At 46.1% G+C, this 18,410-nt stretch carries 20 protein-coding genes; all 20 read right to left on the bottom strand.

All coding sequences use genetic code 11. The features are described 5' to 3' along the window. Position 1: 1 nt before the first annotated feature. A complete protein-coding gene (dxr, locus tag MY7_RS07190) occupies positions 2 to 1,153 on the bottom strand; it encodes a 1-deoxy-D-xylulose-5-phosphate reductoisomerase (RefSeq protein WP_007611458.1) in 1,152 nt (383 codons plus the stop codon). 55 nt (positions 1,154 to 1,208) lie between these two features. Then, entirely contained in the window at positions 1,209 to 2,006 is a 798-nt protein-coding gene (locus MY7_RS07185) for a phosphatidate cytidylyltransferase (RefSeq protein ID WP_007409796.1), read from the bottom strand. A gap of 3 nt (positions 2,007 to 2,009) precedes the next feature. Then, on the bottom strand, positions 2,010 to 2,792 hold the full coding sequence (locus MY7_RS07180) for an isoprenyl transferase (protein ID WP_007611457.1): 783 nt from the start codon (positions 2,790 to 2,792) through the stop codon (positions 2,010 to 2,012). A 125-nt stretch (positions 2,793 to 2,917) separates the two neighbouring features. Next, positions 2,918 to 3,475 carry a ribosome recycling factor gene (frr, locus tag MY7_RS07175; protein WP_003154212.1) on the bottom strand — a complete coding sequence of 186 codons (558 nt, stop codon included), beginning with the start codon at positions 3,473 to 3,475 and terminating at the stop codon, positions 2,918 to 2,920. Between the two features lie 2 nt (positions 3,476 to 3,477). Continuing rightward, positions 3,478 to 4,200, bottom strand: coding sequence for a UMP kinase (gene pyrH / locus MY7_RS07170; RefSeq protein ID WP_003154213.1), 723 nt, complete (start codon positions 4,198 to 4,200; stop codon positions 3,478 to 3,480). A 145-nt stretch (positions 4,201 to 4,345) separates the two neighbouring features. Beyond that, positions 4,346 to 5,227 (bottom strand): translation elongation factor Ts, encoded by an 882-nt coding sequence (gene tsf, locus MY7_RS07165; protein WP_007611455.1) that lies wholly within the window; start codon positions 5,225 to 5,227, stop codon positions 4,346 to 4,348. A gap of 99 nt (positions 5,228 to 5,326) precedes the next feature. Beyond that, a complete protein-coding gene (gene rpsB, locus MY7_RS07160) occupies positions 5,327 to 6,067 on the bottom strand; it encodes a 30S ribosomal protein S2 (protein WP_007611453.1) in 741 nt (246 codons plus the stop codon). A gap of 143 nt (positions 6,068 to 6,210) precedes the next feature. After that, positions 6,211 to 6,678: a DUF6115 domain-containing protein gene (locus tag MY7_RS07155; protein ID WP_007611451.1), complete on the bottom strand. Its 468-nt coding sequence runs from the start codon at positions 6,676 to 6,678 to the stop codon at positions 6,211 to 6,213. 27 nt (positions 6,679 to 6,705) lie between these two features. Beyond that, complete coding sequence (gene sigD / locus MY7_RS07150) at positions 6,706 to 7,470, bottom strand: RNA polymerase sigma-28 factor SigD (protein WP_003154217.1); 765 nt, start codon at positions 7,468 to 7,470, stop codon at positions 6,706 to 6,708. A gap of 26 nt (positions 7,471 to 7,496) precedes the next feature. After that, the gene (gene cheD / locus MY7_RS07145) at positions 7,497 to 7,997 is read right to left on the bottom strand and encodes a chemoreceptor glutamine deamidase CheD (protein ID WP_003154219.1); all 501 of its coding nucleotides are present in this window, start codon (positions 7,995 to 7,997) and stop codon (positions 7,497 to 7,499) included. Beyond that, positions 7,994 to 8,623 carry a CheY-P phosphatase CheC gene (cheC, locus tag MY7_RS07140; protein ID WP_003154222.1) on the bottom strand — a complete coding sequence of 210 codons (630 nt, stop codon included), beginning with the start codon at positions 8,621 to 8,623 and terminating at the stop codon, positions 7,994 to 7,996. Before cheC ends, cheD begins: the two co-directional genes overlap by 4 nt. Positions 8,624 to 8,638: 15 nt before the next feature. Next, a complete protein-coding gene (cheW, locus tag MY7_RS07135) occupies positions 8,639 to 9,112 on the bottom strand; it encodes a chemotaxis protein CheW (protein ID WP_003154225.1) in 474 nt (157 codons plus the stop codon). Between the two features lie 22 nt (positions 9,113 to 9,134). Then, positions 9,135 to 11,153 (bottom strand): chemotaxis protein CheA, encoded by a 2,019-nt coding sequence (gene cheA / locus MY7_RS07130; protein ID WP_029325910.1) that lies wholly within the window; start codon positions 11,151 to 11,153, stop codon positions 9,135 to 9,137. A gap of 5 nt (positions 11,154 to 11,158) precedes the next feature. Then, on the bottom strand, positions 11,159 to 12,226 hold the full coding sequence (locus MY7_RS07125) for a protein-glutamate methylesterase/protein-glutamine glutaminase (RefSeq protein WP_007611447.1): 1,068 nt from the start codon (positions 12,224 to 12,226) through the stop codon (positions 11,159 to 11,161). Further along, positions 12,223 to 13,116: a MinD/ParA family protein gene (locus tag MY7_RS07120; RefSeq protein ID WP_007611445.1), complete on the bottom strand. Its 894-nt coding sequence runs from the start codon at positions 13,114 to 13,116 to the stop codon at positions 12,223 to 12,225. Before MY7_RS07120 ends, MY7_RS07125 begins: the two co-directional genes overlap by 4 nt. Beyond that, the gene (flhF, locus tag MY7_RS07115) at positions 13,113 to 14,204 is read right to left on the bottom strand and encodes a flagellar biosynthesis protein FlhF (protein WP_007611443.1); all 1,092 of its coding nucleotides are present in this window, start codon (positions 14,202 to 14,204) and stop codon (positions 13,113 to 13,115) included. Before flhF ends, MY7_RS07120 begins: the two co-directional genes overlap by 4 nt. Then, positions 14,204 to 16,237 carry a flagellar biosynthesis protein FlhA gene (flhA, locus tag MY7_RS07110; RefSeq protein WP_007611442.1) on the bottom strand — a complete coding sequence of 678 codons (2,034 nt, stop codon included), beginning with the start codon at positions 16,235 to 16,237 and terminating at the stop codon, positions 14,204 to 14,206. Before flhA ends, flhF begins: the two co-directional genes overlap by 1 nt. A gap of 33 nt (positions 16,238 to 16,270) precedes the next feature. Further along, positions 16,271 to 17,350: a flagellar biosynthesis protein FlhB gene (flhB, locus tag MY7_RS07105; protein WP_029325909.1), complete on the bottom strand. Its 1,080-nt coding sequence runs from the start codon at positions 17,348 to 17,350 to the stop codon at positions 16,271 to 16,273. Beyond that, a complete protein-coding gene (fliR, locus tag MY7_RS07100) occupies positions 17,350 to 18,129 on the bottom strand; it encodes a flagellar biosynthetic protein FliR (RefSeq protein WP_007611440.1) in 780 nt (259 codons plus the stop codon). Before fliR ends, flhB begins: the two co-directional genes overlap by 1 nt. A 6-nt stretch (positions 18,130 to 18,135) precedes the next feature. Further along, the gene (fliQ, locus tag MY7_RS07095) at positions 18,136 to 18,405 is read right to left on the bottom strand and encodes a flagellar biosynthesis protein FliQ (protein WP_003154234.1); all 270 of its coding nucleotides are present in this window, start codon (positions 18,403 to 18,405) and stop codon (positions 18,136 to 18,138) included. Positions 18,406 to 18,410: the final 5 nt, after the last annotated feature.

Here is an 18,410-nt window from a genome sequence, read left to right as displayed (position 1 = left end):
CTTATGTGAGTATTGAATTAACGTATCCCCGGGTGTCTTTGTCCACTTCTTGGATATCCGCAAGACTCGGATCCTGAATTACGCTGTGGCGGTCCAATGCTTTTTCAATCAGGTCCTCAATCGATAAGAATGAAATCCGTCCGGCAAGAAAAGCGGCAACGGCTTCTTCGTTGGCCGCATTTAAAACCGTCGGCATCGTTCCCCCTATTTTACCTGATTCAAAGGCAAATTGTAAGCAGCGGAACCTTTCAAAGTCAGCTTTCGCAAAATGGAGGCTTCCGATCTCCCATAATTCAAGCCTTTTTGTTTCAGGCAGAGGCAGCCGGTCCGGATATGTCAGCGCATATTGAATCGGCACCCTCATGTCCGGATTTCCGAGCTGGGCGATGACGCTTCTGTCGTGAAATTCAACCATCGAATGAATGATGCTCTCCTTATGTAATACAACGTCAATCTGTTCATACGGAATGTCAAACAGCCAATGCGCCTCAATGACTTCAAGTCCTTTATTCATCATTGTAGCTGAGTCAATCGTAATTTTTGCGCCCATCGACCAGTTCGGGTGGTTAAGGGCGTCGGCAATCGTTACAGACTCAAGCTCCTGCCGCGTTTTATCTCTGAAACTGCCGCCGGATGCCGTAATGATCAGGCGCTCGATATTTTTGCTCTGTTCGCCTTGCAGCGCCTGAAAAATAGCGGAATGTTCGCTGTCGACCGGAAGAAGAGGAACGCCGTATCGTTTTGCGTGTCCTTTCACTATATGCCCGGCAGTGACGAGAGTTTCCTTATTTGCAAGCGCAATTGTTTTTTTCTGTTCAATCGCTTTCAAAGTCGGGATTAAACCGACGCTTCCAAGCAGCGCATTGACCACGATATCCACTTCGTCCATGACTGCCGCTTCAATCAGGCCTTCTTCTCCGATGCCGATTTGACATTCATGAGAAAAAGACGCTTCTTTCACTATTTGGTATGTATCCATGTCGCCGACTGCTACATATTTCGGCTGAAACGTTCTGATCAACGGGATCGCTTTCGCGGCGTTTTTACCGAAAGTCATCGAGACGAGACGGAACTGATCTTGATGCATGCGCAATACGTCTAACGTCTGCTCCCCTATTGATCCTGTTGCTCCTAAAAGACAAATATTCTTCAAAATGCCACTCCCATTCTATGCGTCCAGATCGGTCTTATTTTCATATTAGCCTTTCTCATGAAAAAAGCGCAAGCAGAAAGTATAAGAACGGCATGACAAACAAAAAGCTGTCAAATCGATCTAAAATGCCGCCGTGCCCGGGAAGGATTTTCCCCGAATCCTTCACATCATAGTGCCGCTTAAGCGCTGATTCAACCAAATCCCCGATCTGTCCGAACACAGACAAAACAAGCGTGATGACCAAAAGAACCGGGTATGAAATCGGAAGGTGCGCAAACAGCTGAAAAACAGCCGTAAAAATAAGGGCAATGACAATACCGCCGAGAAACCCTTCCACTGTTTTGTTGGGACTGATTTCAGGCCACAGCTTCCGCTTCCCGAGCGACTTTCCGACGAAATATGCGCCTGAGTCCGTTGACCATATGACAACGCAGGCATAAAAGATATACAAAAGCCCGTTTGTTTCAATGTTTCTGATTTCAATAAAATAATGAAAACACAGTCCGATATATACCGTCGCGAGAACGATAAACCCGACTTCGTCAAACGTAAAGGTGTTTTTCACGAGCACCGTATAGCTGAGCAGAATCAATACGGCGAAAATCGTTACTTCCATTTTCGCATCGAAAAAATGATACTTGTCCGGCATCATATACAGCCATAACAACAAGAGGCTGATCAGACCCGGAAAAGAAAAAAATCTGAGCTTTTTCATCCGCAAAAGCTCAAAAAGCGCTATACTTCCCATCACGTAAACAAATACGGTGAACGGCAATCCTCCGAAAATAACCAAAAATAAAAATAGTGCCGCTGCCAGAACACCTGTTAACAATCTTTGTTTCATTTCCACCATCCTCTAAATTCCGCCAAACCTCCGGCCCCGCTGCTGAAATTCTCCCACTGCCTGCAGAAAGTGATCTTCTTTAAAATCGGGCCACAGGACATCTGTAAAAACAAATTCACTGTAAGCCACCTGCCAAAGCATAAAGTTGCTCAATCTGATTTCTCCGCTCGTTCTGATGAGCAGCTCCGGGTCCTGGATTGATTCTGTCATTAAATGCCCGGAAAAGAGCGCTTCATCAATGTCTTCAATATTCAGCGTGCCGCTTTTCACCTGTTCAGCCAGGGCTTTTGCCGCATTGACGATTTCCGTGCGTCCGCCGTAGTTCAAAGCGAAATTGAGAATCAGCCCGTCATTTTGTTCTGTATCTTTTACGGCCTTCTCAATCGCCCTGTACGTATGAGAAGGGAGCGCGGATTCATCTCCGATAATTTTCACCTGTACATTTTCCTCTATTAATTCAGGAAGATACGTATTCAGGAACTCTTCCGGAAGCTTCATCAAAAAGTCGACTTCCATCTTCGGGCGCTTCCAGTTCTCCGTTGAAAACGCATAAAGAGTCAGAACTTTAACGCCGAGCTGACTTGCGAGCTTTGTCACCCTTTTTACCACTTTCATTCCTTCATGATGTCCTGCAATCCGAGGGAGTGAGCGCTTCTTCGCCCAGCGTCCGTTTCCGTCCATAATAATGGCAATGTGTGCGGGAATTTCACCCTTCAGTATGTCTTCTTTTGTATACCGTTCTAAGTTGGAAGCCGCATTCTGCTGATTCTTCCAATTTTTGAGTATGTTGAGCATGAGATTCCTCCGTCACCCAAAAAGGTTGCGTTGCTGATGATCAATGTAATCAACAGTATTAACAAAAAAACCCCCTGTAAACATGAGAGGGTCTTTTCACATTATCTATTGTACATAGTTTTTCATTAAACTTCCATGATTTCTTTTTCTTTGTCCTTCGTGACGCTGTCAATTTTTGACACATATTCATCTGTCAGCTTTTGAACGTCTTCACTGGAAGCACGAAGCTCGTCTTCTGTAATGTCTCCGTTTTTCTCAAGTTTTTTGAGGTCATCGTTGCTGTCACGGCGGACATTACGGACTGCTACTTTCGCTTCTTCCGCGTATTTTTTCACGACTTTGACAAGTTCTTTACGTCTTTCTTCCGTCAGAGCCGGGATCGCGATGCGGATAATTGTGCCGTCACTTGTCGGCGTTACCCCAAGATCAGCTTTCAGAATCGCTTTTTCAATATCGCCGATTGCCGTTTTGTCATACGGTGTGACAACAAGCATACGCGCTTCAGGCACATTGATGGAAGACAGCTGGTTTAAAGGTGTTTGGGCTCCGTAGTATTCTACTGTCACTTTATCCAATAGAGATGGGTTGGCACGTCCTGCGCGGACTGACGCCAATTCACGTGAATAAGCGGCAACCGCTTTTTCCATGCGTTCTTTTGTTTGTGTTAATACTTCGTTTGACAACGTTATTTCCCCCTTACGATCGTTCCGATTGATTCGCCGATTACGGCACGCTTAATATTTCCTTCTTCCATAATAGAAAAGACGATCAGCGGAATATCATTATCCATACATAGTGAAGAAGCCGTAGAATCCATGACTTCCAGCCCGTCTTTTAACACATCGAGATAAGATAATTTTTCGTATTTAACGGCTGACTCATCTTTTCTCGGATCAGCATTATACACACCGTCGACATTATTTTTCGCCATTAAGATCACGTCCGCTTCGATTTCAGCTGCACGCAGCGCTGCGGTTGTGTCCGTAGAGAAATAAGGGTTTCCTGTTCCCGCGGCAAAAATAACAACGCGTTTTTTCTCCAGGTGGCGGATGGCTTTTCTTCTGATGTAAGGCTCAGCGACCTGACGCATTTCAATTGATGTCTGCACTCTGGACTGAATTCCGAGCGTTTCCAGGCTGTCCTGCAGGGCAAGTGAGTTCATGACAGTAGCAAGCATGCCCATATAATCGGCCGTCGCACGGTCCATTCCTAAGTCACTGCCCGTTTTTCCGCGCCATAAGTTGCCGCCGCCTACGACTACGGCCACTTCGACGTCAAGCTCAGCGATTTCTTTTACCTGTTTAGCGATGGATTGGATGACAGTCGGATTAATGCCGTTTCCCTGCTCTCCTGCCAATGCTTCTCCGCTAAGCTTTAAAACGATACGATTGTATTTTGGTTTTTCCATAATAACCTCCAAGTGTAAACATTGCCGTTTCCTATTATGCAAGAGAAAAAAAGGTTTGTAAATATAGTTTTAAAAATAGGGAACACAAGTAGTGTCCCCTATACTGCCTGAAAAGCCGCGAAAGATTCGCCAAGGCTTTCCGCCATTATTTTTTCACTTGGTTCATAACTTCTTCAGCAAAGTTTTCTTGGCGTTTTTCAATACCTTCTCCAACTTCGTAGCGGACGTAAGTTTTAACAGATGCGTTTTTCGCAGCCACAACTTGTTTCACTTTTTCGTCTGGGTTTTTAACGAAAGCTTGGTCTAATAAGCAAATTTCTTCGAAGAATTTGTTCAGACGGCCTTCAACCATTTTAGCTACGATGTTTTCCGGTTTGCCTTCTTGAAGAGCTTGCTGAGTCAGGATCTGACGCTCATGGTTTGCTTCTTCTTCAGACACTTGGTCGCGGGAAATGTAACGAGGATTTACCGCTGCAACATGCATCGCGATGTCTTTTGCAAGATCTTCGTCAGTTGTTCCGCTAAGAACGGATAATACGCCGATGCGGCCTCCCATGTGAAGGTAAGCACCGAACGCTTCGCTGTCTTCTTTTGAAATAACAGCAAAACGGCGAAGAGTGATTTTCTCTCCGATTTTAGCAACGTTGCTTGTGATGTATTCTTCAACAGTAGAACCGTTTTCCATCTTTTGACCCATCGCTTCTTCAAGATCAGCAGGAGCGTTTGCAAGAAGGTGGTCAGCAAGCGTGTTCAGAAGCTCTTTGAAGCCTTCGTTTTTCGCAACGAAATCAGTTTCAGAGTTTACTTCTAAGATAACGCCTTTGTTGCCGTCAGTTTTAATAAGAGTAGAACCTTCAGCAGCGATACGGTCAGCTTTTTTAGCCGCTTTCGCAATTCCTTTTTCTCTCAGAAGGTCGATTGCTTTGTCCATATCTCCGTCAGTTTCAGTCAATGCTTTTTTACAGTCCATCATACCAGCGCCTGTTTTTTGACGCAGTTCTTTTACCTGCTGTGCAGTAATAGCCATTTGAATTCCTCCTTATATGTGTAAACAAGATATGTATAGATACATTTTTCTTGAAAAAAGGTGATAAAAGGCAGTCCCTCTTATCACCTTTTGATTAGGTTACGCAGTTGTCGTTTCTGTTTCAGGTGCAGTCTCTTCAGCAGCTTCCGCTTCTTCTTCGCCTTGCTTCGCTTCAAGAATAGCATCTGCCATTTTAGAAGTAAGAAGTTTGACAGCGCGGATTGCGTCATCGTTTGCAGGGATTACGACATCAATTTCATCAGGATCACAGTTTGTATCTACGATTCCGATGATAGGAATGTTCAATTTGTGAGCTTCCGCAACAGCGATGCGCTCTTTGCGAGGATCGATGATGAATAATGCATCAGGAAGATCCTTCATGTCTTTAATTCCGCCGAGGAATTTTTCAAGACGCTCTAATTCTTTTTTCAATTGAACAACTTCTTTTTTCGGAAGTACTTCAAATGTACCGTTTTCTTGCATTTTCTCGATGTCTTTCAGACGCTTAATGCGTTTTTGGATTGTTTCGAAGTTTGTCAGTGTACCGCCCAACCAGCGTTGGTTGACATAGTACATGCCAGAGCGTACAGCTTCTTCTTTAACAGAATCCTGAGCTTGTTTTTTTGTGCCGACGAAAAGGATTTTTCCGCCTTCAGCAGCAAGGTTTTTCGTGAAGTTGTAAGCTTCCTCTACTTTTTTCACTGTTTTTTGAAGGTCAATGATGTAGATTCCGTTACGCTCCGTGAAAATGTAACGCTTCATTTTTGGGTTCCAGCGGCGTGTTTGGTGGCCGAAGTGAACACCAGCTTCAAGCAATTGTTTCATAGAAATAACTGACATGTGATTTCCTCCTAATAAAATGGTTTTTTTCCTCCGCTTAGGTCATTTTTGTACAGAACTGCCGTTTGCAGCACCCTCTGCATAAATCGTTAAGCGTGTGTATTTAACACCAAGACATAATATAACACAGCTTTATGCGACAATCAAGAATCCTTTACAGCTTTGCCGCGAAATTTTAAAAACAGCTCGATTTCTGTCTTTCCGCTCTGCATCCGTTTGGCGATTTCCGCGGGAGTGAGCCCTTGTTCATATAATTCTGAAACACGTTCTTCAAACGAATGCGCGCCCCTGTTTTCGTCACTTTCAGCCCGTTCCGTTGCACTGATAAGCTTTTCCATGTGGTCCGGAATATCAGGCTCTTCTTTCGGTTCCGGCCGGGGTTCGGCGTCTTCTGCGTCCGGCGCTTGACGGCTTTTTGCGTCTTCGAGTCTTTCATTTTCTTCTTTCAGCTCAAGCAGAAACGCTGCAAGGGTGTTTTCCGTCTCTTCAAGAATCTTCTTCTGCTGGCGCTCCGTCTCCTTGAGGGCTGAAAACCTCGTGTACAGAATAATGACGGCATAAAGCAGTACGCCGTGAAGCACAAAGCTTAAAAGCCATAATAGTGTTGACATGTTTTTCACTCGCTAACCATGAGTTCATTATTGAATTACTTTTTCAAGCAGGTGCTTTAATTTAAACAGCGCCTTTGAATGAATCTGTGAAATCCGCGACGTCGAAAGGTTCAGGACTTGTCCGATTTCGGTCAAAGTCAGTTCTTCTTTATAGAATAAACTGACGACAAGCTGCTCTTTTTCAGAGAGCTCGTGAATTTTGCCCGCAAGCTGAGCGATCAGCTCGTCCTTCATGATTTTTTCTTCCGGCGGCACATTTTTGTCATCTCTGATCATCACTTGAATATTCTCACCGTCATCCTGGTCGTGAAGCTTTTCATCAATGGATAAGAGATTGGCAAAAAACCCTTCATTCATCGTTGATACTACGTCCTGCTCCGTCATCCCCAGCTCTTCTGCGATCTCTGAAGGCGTCACATTCCGAAGGTAGCGCTGTTCAAGTTTTTCGATTGCCGCTTCGACTTTTTTTGTCTTCTCCCGTGAAGTTCTGGGCAGCCAATCTTCTTTACGCAGCCCGTCGATGATTGCACCGCGAATTCTAAACGAGGCATAGGTATCAAATTTTAAATCCCGGCCGGGGTCAAATTTTTCCAGGGCATCATATAAACCAAGCATACCAAGGCTCATTAGATCGTCTTTATGCACCGATTTCGGCAGTCCGACGGAAATTCTGCCGACATGATATGTGACCAGCGGCATGTAACGGCGCATTAAATCATCACCGGCTTTAGGATCTTTCCACTCTTTCCAGCGCGACCAAAGCACCTGATCTTCATAATTCAAGGATTGCATTGTTATCCCCCTACCTCATACCTTTATTAAATCGTTGTTTCACCTTGTTTAACAGTTCGAATGTGCAGCATGCAGGACTTTGGCTCAAATTCAATCGTCCGGCCGCTTGAGCCGCCCGTATCTTCACTGATGACCGGAATGTTATACAATGAAAGCTGCTCTTTGATGGCCGCTACATTCCTCGGACCGATTTTCATCAGGTCGTTTGTCATTTTAAACTTAAACATCTCCGCTCCCCCGGCGAGTTTTGCCTTCAGGGCAAACTTGCGGCAGCCGGCTTTCAAAAGCATATCAATCGTCATCTTAACGGCGGTGTCCGCGTATTTTGCGCGGTTCAGTTCCGCCGTTTTTGATAAACCGGAGTCCGGCAGCATGACGTGAACGAGTCCTGCCGTTTGTTTGTCTTTATCGTATAAAACCAGCCCCACGCATGAACCGAGTCCCGAGGTCCGGATTTTATCCGGGTAACGCGCGACTTGAACATCCGCAATCCCCACTTTAACGACTGCGGCTTCCGCACGGCTCATAAAGCCGCACCCAATGAGACGAAGAGCTTTTCAAAAGAATCATAGTCCGGAAGCATAAACATGTGAGCTTTGAGCTCCTGCCGGCTGCCCTGGTCAAAAATAGAAGTATCCACGACAATGGCATGCTCTCCGACTTGGCTGAGCTCCATCAGCCCTTCACTGATAACCGCGCCGAACATATCAAGTGAGATTTCCGGCACGCTCGGGTAAATCTCAAGCTTCGTCAAATCAGCCAATGCCGTTAAATAGGAACCTGCTAAAATATTGCCGAACTCATGTAAAGCAGAAGAACTCAAATGATCTTCGCCCAACTGGTCAATATCAAAATCCGGATTTCCGATCAGCTCTCTGATAAACTGTTCCGCCTGATGGAAAGGCATGATGAGAAAGATAGAGCCGGTCATGTCGCCTTCCATTCTTAAAAAGATACTGGCGACCGGCGTTTCAGCCCCGCCGAAAAAATCAGCGAGCTCATCAAATGTCAATAAAGTCGCAAACGGCACTTCCATGTCTATCTTTCTGTTCAGCAGCTGAGCCATTGCAGAAGCCGAGTGACCCGCCCCGATATTTCCGACTTCCCGCAAAATATCCATCTGCTCTTCTTTGATCGCTTCAAACTTACTCATGTTGTCTTTTCCCCTTTAAGCATTAGGCTCTCCGGACGCAGATGCCGAAGCACCTTTATCCAGTACCGCATGCGCATCGATAATATTGAGGAGCCTGTTATCTTGCTTAACGATCTGTTTAATCCACACATCCGTTTCCTTTGTCTGGCTTTCAGGCGCGGATTCGATTTCATTTTCATGCACGGTGATGACGTCATTGGCCTCATCCACGACCCATCCGACATCAGCGTCACGGTAAGAAATGATGATAATCCGAGTCTCTTCTGTGATGTCCTGTTCAGGCTGATTCAGACGTTTTCTTAAATCAAGAACCGGGGTAATCACTCCGCGCAGATTGATAACGCCGCGGATATAAGATTCCACACCCGGGACCCTCGTCGGCTTTTGCCACTTTTCAATTGATTTCACCTGGGAAACTGAGATAGCGTATTCTTTCCCGTTTATCATAAACACAATCATTTTTTCACCTGTTTTGATTTCAGCAGTCATTCGGGCACCTCCTCGTGTCGTTTTAGTAGATCAGCGCATTGCAATCAATAATCAGCGCCACTTCTCCGTTTCCGAGAATCGTAGCGCCGGAAATCGCAAAGACGTTCGTTAAATAGTCGCCGAGTGATTTCAGTACGACTTCCTGCTGTCCGATAAAAGAGTCCACGACAAAAGCAGTGGATTTATCGCCCTTTTTCACAACGATTACATGGAACTGATCGGCATCCTGTTTTGAATCCGTAATGCCGAATTCTTTTTTCAGATAGACGATCGGAACGATTTGGCCTCTGAAATCAATCACTTCTCTGTCATGCGTCTGCAGGATATCTTTCTTATCAATAACAGCCGTCTCTATAATAGAAGAAATCGGTATCGCAAACGTCTCCTCTTCCAGTTTAATGAGAAGAACGGATATAATTGAAAGTGTCAGCGGAAGCTGGATACTGAAAAGAGAACCTTGGCCTTCCGCGGATTTGACACTGACAGAGCCGCCGAGTGATTCGAGTTTATTTTTTACGACATCCAGGCCGACGCCCCGCCCTGAAATGTCAGAAATTTGATCGGCAGTCGAGAAGCCCGGAGCAAAAATAAGCTCGTAAATCTCATTATCTTCAAGCGTTTCAGCATCACGTTCGGTGATTACACTCCGCTCGAGCGCTTTTTCAAGAATTTTCTTTCTGTTCAGGCCGGCCCCGTCATCTTCAACCTCAATAAAGACGTGGTTGCCGCTGTGATATGCCTTAAGCACGACATGGCCAGATTCCGGTTTTCCTTTATTCACCCGCACTTCAGGCGATTCAATGCCGTGATCGATGCTGTTTCTGATTAAATGGACAAGCGGATCGCCGATTTCATCAATCACCGTGCGGTCCAGCTCCGTTTCAGCTCCGATGATGGACAATTCGATCTTCTTGTTTAATTCCTTTTGAAGCTGGCGGATCATTCTCGGGAAACGATTAAAGACGGTTTCTACCGGCACCATCCGCATATTAAGAATAATAGACTGAAGGTCGCCCGAGATTCTGGTCAGGCGTTCAACGGTTTCAGTCAGCTCATTGTGGTCAAGCTCCTTGGCGATCTGCTCAAGACGTCCGCGGTCAATGACAAGTTCTTCAAAAAGGTTCATTGAAGAATCCAGTCTTTCAATGTTGACGCGAATCGTTTTCGAGCCGCTGTGATGCTTCGGCTGTTCTTCCGTTTTCGCTTGCGGCTTAGGCTGTTTCTCAGCCTTTTTAACCGGAGTTTCCTTCACCGATTCAGCTGCTTGCGGTTTTTCGGCCGTTTTTAACGGCGCCCCGGCAGAAATTTCGACATTCTCCACTTCTGAAATGCCGCTGATGAGTTCTTTAATTTCTTCAGCAGGCTGCTTTGTCAAGAAACACACCTGAAAATCCGTTCCGAAATCTTCCGTCTCAAGCACTTCCGCGGCGGGTATCGTTTTTGCGACTTCCCCGGCTTCATTCAGCTTTTCAAATATCATGTACACGCGCACGGCTTTGAGCATGCAGCTTTCATTCAGGGAAACCATTATTTCATAGCGGCTGAATCCTTGCTCTTCCGCCTCTTCAATAACAGTCCGTTCGAACTCATCATAATTCCATTCAGTTGAAGCCTGTTGTTTTGAAGCCGGCGGTTCTGCTGTTTCGGCTGAAGCCGCAGTCTCATGCACCGCATTTACGTCGAGCTTCGCACTCACTTCAGAAATATCACGTTTGCCGTCTCCACCGTCAATAATGGACTGCACCATCTCTTCAAGATGATCAAGCGCTTCAAACAGCACGTCCAGCCAATCCGATGTAACGGGCATTTCTCCATTGCGGATAGCGTCCAGCACATTTTCCATCAGGTGGGTTAAATGCGCCAGATCTGTATATCCCATCGTTGCGCTCATGCCTTTCAGCGTATGGGCAGCTCTGAAGATGTCATGCACAAGCTGAAGGTCTGCCGGATCTTTTTCCAACAGCAGCAGCTTTTCGTTACATGTCTGTAAGTGCTCTTTACTTTCATCAATAAAGACATCTAAATATTGATTCATATCCAATTGATTCACACCCTCTCTTTTTTCACACATCCGGTGATGGATGCCGCGATATCTTCCACATGTTTAATCTCATGAATGAGGCCCGCCTTTATCGCTGACTTCGGCATTCCGAACACAACACAGGATTCGTCCGATTCCGCAATCGTTTTAACGCCGCCTGTTCTGAGCATTTCTTTTACGCCCTCGGTTCCGTCGCTGCCCATGCCTGTCATAATGACGGCTACCTTTTCGTAATCGGATAAGCGGCTTGCCGACCGAAACAAATAATCGGCTGACGGTTTATGCCGGCTTTCCGTATCATGAACGTCAAGAATGATGCGGAGCCTTCCGCCTTCCTCTGCAACCGTCATATTTTTTCCGCCGGGCGCGATGTACACCCATCCGTCTTTCGCTTCTTCACCGTTTTCCGCTTCTTTGACCTGAATATCTGACAAATGGTTGAGTCTGTCTGCAAGTGAAGCGGTGAAGCCTTCAGGCATGTGCTGAACGACAAATACAGGCGCCTTTAAATCCTTCGGCAGTTTCGGAATCACCTTTTGCAGAGCCCGCGGTCCGCCTGTAGAGGTCGCGATGAATACGGCCTGCTTGGCGGATTTTACTTTCGGTCTTTCAAATCCCGCCAAAGCCGGACGTTCCGGGATAGAAGACTCTTTCACTGCCGCCTCAGGTTTTTGTGCGCGGGACAGCCCGGCTGCAATCACCCTCTCAATCAGCTGCTCTTTAATTTTATAAAGATCAAGTGAAATCGCTCCGGAAGGCTTGGTGATAAAATCAAAAGCGCCCATTTCCAGACAGTTGATCGTTCGGTCCTTCCCTTGCTGTGTCTGGCTCGATACCATGATTACGGGAAGTTTATATATGCTGATGATCTTCCGCAATGTATCCGTTCCGTTCATGACCGGCATTTCAATATCAAGCGTGACAACATCCGGTTTAAGAAGCTCTATTTTCTTCAGCGCCTCTTCCCCGTTTCTGGCTGTCCCGATGACTTCTATCTGCACTTCCGCAGCCAGAAAATCGGTAATCATTTTTCTCATAAAAGCTGAGTCATCAACGACAAGCACACGAATCACTGTAAAGTCCTCCTCAATAAAAAAGAAGATAATCTCTCAATAAATGCCGGTTTCTCTTCTCTTGGTTTGTTTTCTTCCGTTTGAAACAAGACATCCGTCAGAAGACGGACGGACCTGCTGGCTTTTGCTTGAGGACTTTTTATTAAAAAAGGCACCTGGTCAATGACGGCTTGACTTACTAGCGGGTCATCGGGTATGGAGCCGGCGAAACGCACCCCTGCGCCTAAAAACGTGTGAATCGCATGAGAAAGGCGGTTGTACGTGTCCAGCGCCTGTTTTTGGGCGCGGGCGCGATTGACGGCAATGTTTACGGTCAGCCGTTCATCCGCGAGCAAAAGATGTTTGATCGCGCTGTAGGCATCCATAATGGCCGTCGGCTCAGGCGTTGTCACGGCGAGAATGTCTTCCGCCGATAAAATAAACGGCAGCTGTTCTTTTGAAAGGCCCGCTCCCATATCAAACAGAACGTAATCAAAATCGCTTAATACAGCGGAAAGACCATTCATAAAAGCCGTCCACTTCTCTCCGTCTGCTTGATAGATCGCCTCAAGCCCCGTTCCGCCGGATATGTAGCGAAGGCCTTTCGGACCGGAGGAAAGTGATTGAGCCAACGCGTGCCGATTCTCCATCACATCAATAATGGTGCGGGAAGAAGCAGCGCCGATCAGCACATCAATGTTGCCCATTCCGATGTCAAGATCAATGATGAGTGCTTTTTTTCCTTTTTCCTGCAGGGCAACTGCCATGTTTAATGTTAAATTAGATTTTCCGACGCCGCCTTTACCGCTGATGACGGCTAATGTCTTCGCTTTTTTCTCATAAAGCTCCGGCTTGATCATTTGCCGCTCTCTCATTTTCCTTCTTAATGACTCTGCCTGATCGGGTTTCATGTCAAAAGCATCCTTACAAACTCTTTTGGTGAAGCCGATAGGATGTCTTCAGGCACATCCTGTCCATTTGTCAAATAGGCGGCGCCGATTCTTGATTCCGACAGCACTTGAAACACGGAGCCGAGTGAGGCGGTTTCATCCGTTTTCGTGAAAATGAATTGATTGACCGGCACACCTGAAAACTGTTTCAGCACCTGTTTCATATCTTCATATTTTGCAGATGCCGATAATACGAGAAAGGATTGTAAGCCTGATTCAAACGGAATCATCTCTTGTAATTCCGTAATATACTGCTCTTCTTTAAAGTTTCTACCGGCTGTATCAATGAAAACATGGTCATATTCAGCGAATTTTTCCAGTGCCTTCAGACATTCTTCCTTTGAATAGCATACTTCAAGAGGAGCCTGAAGCAGCTCCGCATATGTCTTCAGCTGCTCGACCGCGGCAATCCGGTAAGTATCCGTCGTCATAAAGGCAATTTTTTTATGCTCTGTCAGCATTGATGAGGCCGCGAGTTTCGCAAGTGTAGTCGTTTTGCCGGCCCCGGTTGAACCGAAAAGCACCACGTATTTTGATTGAATCCCTTCCTGCCACCTGTCTGCCGAAGGGAGTTTTTTCAGTAACAAATCCTGCAGTTTTGAGCTGACATTATCTTCAGTTAAATCTCCGGAAACAATTGAAGAACGGAGCAATTCACTGAGTACGGCGTTTTGCGTATGATCAGGAAGCCCGGCTTGCTTCAATAGTCTCTCGGCTTTTTTTAATGGTTCAGGGAGCACCTCTTTAAAATGCGCCAGTTCGCCGGAAATGCTTTGATCCGGAAGACGCGGCGGCTGAACAGGCTCAGTTTTCTCCGCCGTTTCCGTCTTTTTCATTTCTTCAGCGGCAGCCGGCGGCGTTTTTCTCGCTTCCCTGACGTCACGATCTAAAACCGCTATCACTTCGACGGCCTGCTGCGACCGCAGCCCCAGCCATTTTCGTTTCTTTACTTGTTTGGAATGTAAAATAACGGCATCATTGCCGAGTTCCTTTTTGATTTGCTTCGCGGCATCCTGCATTGAAGCGGCTGTAAATTTTTTTATTTTCATTAAATATCCACCACTCCAATGCTCTGTACTTCAACATTTGCTTCCAGCTCATTATAAGAAAGAACCGGAAGATCAGGGAAATAGCGTTCTAACAGCTGTTTAACATACATTCTGACAGCAGGCGAGCAAAGAAGAATCGCCGACTCCTGTCGGATGGAAAGCTGCTCGGCTTCTTTAGCAACAGAACGGATGATGCTGTCTGAAACCTCAGGGTCGAGTGACAGGTAATTGCCCTGTTCAGTCTGCTGTACCCCGTCTGCAATCGCTTTTTCCACCCGGCCTGAGCATGTGATGACCTTCAGCGTTTCATGCTCTCTCGCATATTGTGCCGTGATTTGTTTGGCAAGCGACTGTCTCGCGTATTCTGTCAAAAGGTCTGAATCTGTCGTTAATCTTCCATAATCGGCAAGAGTTTCAAAAATGGTCACCAAGTTTCTGATTGAAACTTTTTCTCTCAGCAATTTGGCAAGCACCTTTTGAATATCGCCGACAGAAAGAGGGTTTGGCGTGACTTCCTCAACAAGCACAGGATAATTTTCCTTCAGATGATCGATCAGCTGTTTTGTTTCCTGTCTGCCGACCAGTTCATGGGCATGCTGCTTAATTTTTTCTGTAATATGCGTAGATACGACTGACGCCGGATCAACAACTGTATATCCCAGCATGTCCGCTTCATCTTTTGCAGCTTCGCTGATCCATTTTGCGGGAAGTCCGAACGACGGCTCTATCGTTTCAATTCCTTCAATGACGTCATCTTCAGGCGTCGGTGACATCGCTAAGTAATGATCCAGCAGGAGCTCTCCTTTAGCGACTTCATTGCCTTTAATTTTCAATCTGTATTCATTCGGCTGGAGCGCGATGTTATCCCTGATGCGCACAACCGGAATGACAAGTCCCAATTCAAGCGCAAGCTGACGTCTGATCATGACGATGCGGTCAAGAAGATCACCGCCCTGCCCCGCGTCTGCAAGCGGCACGAGTCCGTATCCGAACTCAAATTCAATCGGATCAATATGTAAAAGCTGCACAACGCTTTCCGGGCTTTTCAGTTCATCCGCCTGAGCCTCTTCTTCAAGAATTTCTTCCTCTTCTTCGCTCGGCTTATCCGCTTTGGACAGCATGTAAGCGCCGAATGCAAGCAGACCGGCGATCGGCCCCGTCAGCAGAATGCCGATCGGTGTAAGAAGACCGAGCAAAAGCACAGTCCCCGCGGCTACATACAAGAGCTTCGGATAAGCAAACAGCTGACCTGTAATATCATGACCGAGGTTTCCTTCAGATGCCGCTCTCGTCACGACAATCCCCGTAGCCGTTGAAATGAGCAAGGCCGGCATTTGAGAAACGATACCGTCACCGACCGTCAGCATTGTAAAGTGAGACGCAGCTTCTTGTATGCTCATCCCCTGCTGCAGCATGCCGATTACGATTCCGAAAATAATATTGATCATCACGATGATGATCCCCGCGATGGCATCCCCTTTGACGAATTTGCTCGCACCGTCCATGGCGCCGTAAAAGTCCGCTTCCCGGGCGACTTTTTCACGTCTGTGCTTTGCATCATGCTCCGTAATCATGCCGGCATTTAAATCCGCGTCAATACTCATTTGCTTTCCGGGCATCGCATCGAGCGTAAATCTCGCCGCTACTTCCGATACCCGCTCGGCGCCTTTTGTAATGACGATAAACTGAATAATAATCAAGATAATGAAGACAACAAGCCCTACCAGCACATTTCCGCCGACAACGAAATTCCCGAATGTCTCAACAACCTTTCCCCCTTCTCCGTGAGAAAGAATCGAACGTGTCGTCGACACATTGAGCGAAAGCCGAAACAGCGTCAATAACAGCAGCAATGACGGGAATATCGAGAATTGCAGCGGTTCTTGCATATTCATTGTGGTGAGAAGCACGATCAACGCAAGAGAGATATTAATGATGATCAAAATACTTAACAACCATGGAGGGAATGGAATCACCAGCATTGCCACAATGAGGACAACACTTATTAAAACCGATAAATCTCTTGTTGACATGCTGTTTTTCTCTCCTTTTGAATCTGAAATTCACTATACTTTTTGTTTCGTTTTATATACATAAGCCAAAATTTCCGCAATGACTTTAAAAAACTCTTCCGGCACAGCCTGGTCAATGTCAACCTGATCATATAACGCACGCGCGAGCGGTCTGTTTTCAATCGTCATGACATCGTGTTCTTTGGCGATCTGCCTGATTTTTAATGCGAGATGGTCGACCCCTTTGGCAACAATGTAAGGGGCGTCCATTTTCTTTTCATCATATTTTAAAGCTATCGCATAATGGGTCGGGTTGGTAATGATGACATCCGCTTTCGGCACTTCCTGCATCATCCGCCTCATCGCCATTTCCCGCTGCTTCTGCTTAATTTTGGACTTGATAATCGGATCACCCTCCGATTTTTTGTATTCATCTTTTATATCCTGCTTTGACATTCTGATATTTTTCTCATAGTCAAAACGCTGATATAAATAATCAAGCCCGGCCAGCAGCATTAAAGCCCCTGATCCCGCAAGCCCCATCCAAAGCGTGAGCTTAGAAACGAAAGTGAGCACTTCCGCAGGCGTTAAAAGCGGAAGGCGGAGAATATCGCCATAATGAATCCAGAGCACCATAAAGGCGGCAAAACCGACCACGGTAATCTTCAAAATGGATTTGACCAGTTCAACAATCGCCCTCATGCTGTAAATCCGCTTAAATCCTTTCAGCGGGCTGAGCTTATTCAAGTCAGGCTTGAGGACTTCCGCAGAAAACAGAAAACCCACCTGCATGTAATTGCTCACGACACCTGCCACAAGTGCGACCAGCATAACCGGCGCGAGGATGAGGCTGATATCTTTCACCGTATCCACGAACAGTTCATGCACGGCAGATGCTGACAGATGTAATGATATCGATTTCGTATAAAACGTTTTAATAAAGGACAGCAGCCTGTCCCGCATATAAGGACCGATCGCGATCAGCGAAAGAAAGATAATCAGTAAAGAAACGGCTGTATTCACATCCGTACTTTTCGCGACCTGTCCTTTCTTTCTTGTATCCTTCCGTTTTTTCGGAGTGGCTTTCTCCGTTTTTTCACCGGCAAAGAATTGCAGATTCAGTCTGAGTCTCATCATGTCACACCGACCAATGCCAATAGATTCCGCATGGTTTCAACGGTAAGGCTGAAGATGTTGCGGACAACGACAAACATCACCGCCATACAAACGATCAGCATAATAAAGCTCACGGCTATTTTCAGAGGAAGCCCGACAACGAAAACATTCAGCTGCGGCACCGTTCTCGCCACAATACCGAGCGCCAAATCAACTAAAAACAGACTGGCCACAACCGGCGCAGACATTTGAAAAGCGATAATAAACATGGCATTGAAGCTTTTTGCGATAAAAAGTCCAAAGTGATCATTTCCAAACGACGGAAATGCCTGATCAAGCGGGATATACTGAAAGCTGTAATAAATCCCGTCCAATAAAAGATAATGGGCGTTTACGCTGAGCATAAATAACAGCGCCAGCGTATAAACGAATTGTCCGATTAGCGGGCTTTGCGTTCCTGATTGCGGATCAATGACATTGGCGATGGAAAAGCCCATCTGAAAATCAATAAAGGAACCCGCTATCTGAATGGCTGTCATCATCATGAAAGCAATCAGCCCGAGGCTCAAGCCCACAACGGCCTCTTTTATGACAAGCAGCATATACTGTTCCCCTATTTCTATTTCCGGCGCATGTTTCAGCGTGATGAAGCAGATCACCGAAAGAAAAAAAGCAAAGCCGATTCGGTGAACCGCCGGCAGATTCCGATGTCCGAACACCGGCACCGTTACAAAAAAAGCAGAGATTCTGATAAAGACCAATAAAAAAGCGGGAAATAAATCAATGATGGAATTCATTTGATTCTACCCTGCAAATCGGTTCAGATGAGAGAACAGATCAGTTGTGAACGAAAGAATCGTCGATAGCATCCAAGGACCGAAAAAGATCAGTCCAAGCATCACCGCCACGATTTTCGGAATGAACGCAAGCGTCTGTTCCTGGATTTGAGTTGTCGCTTGAAAGATACTGACGAGCAAACCGACGATCAGCGCGATCGCAAGCAGCGGCCCGCTGATCATTAGTGTTACATATACGGCTTTTTCCGCCATGGAAATTACAAATTCTGAACTCACAATTA

It is taken from the genome of Bacillus sp. 5B6 (assembly GCF_000259405.1).
GTDB classification, from domain to species: Bacteria; Bacillota; Bacilli; order Bacillales; family Bacillaceae; genus Bacillus; species Bacillus velezensis.
The sequence above is the reverse complement of the archived record's forward strand: the minus strand, read 5'-3'. Positions and strand labels throughout refer to the sequence as shown.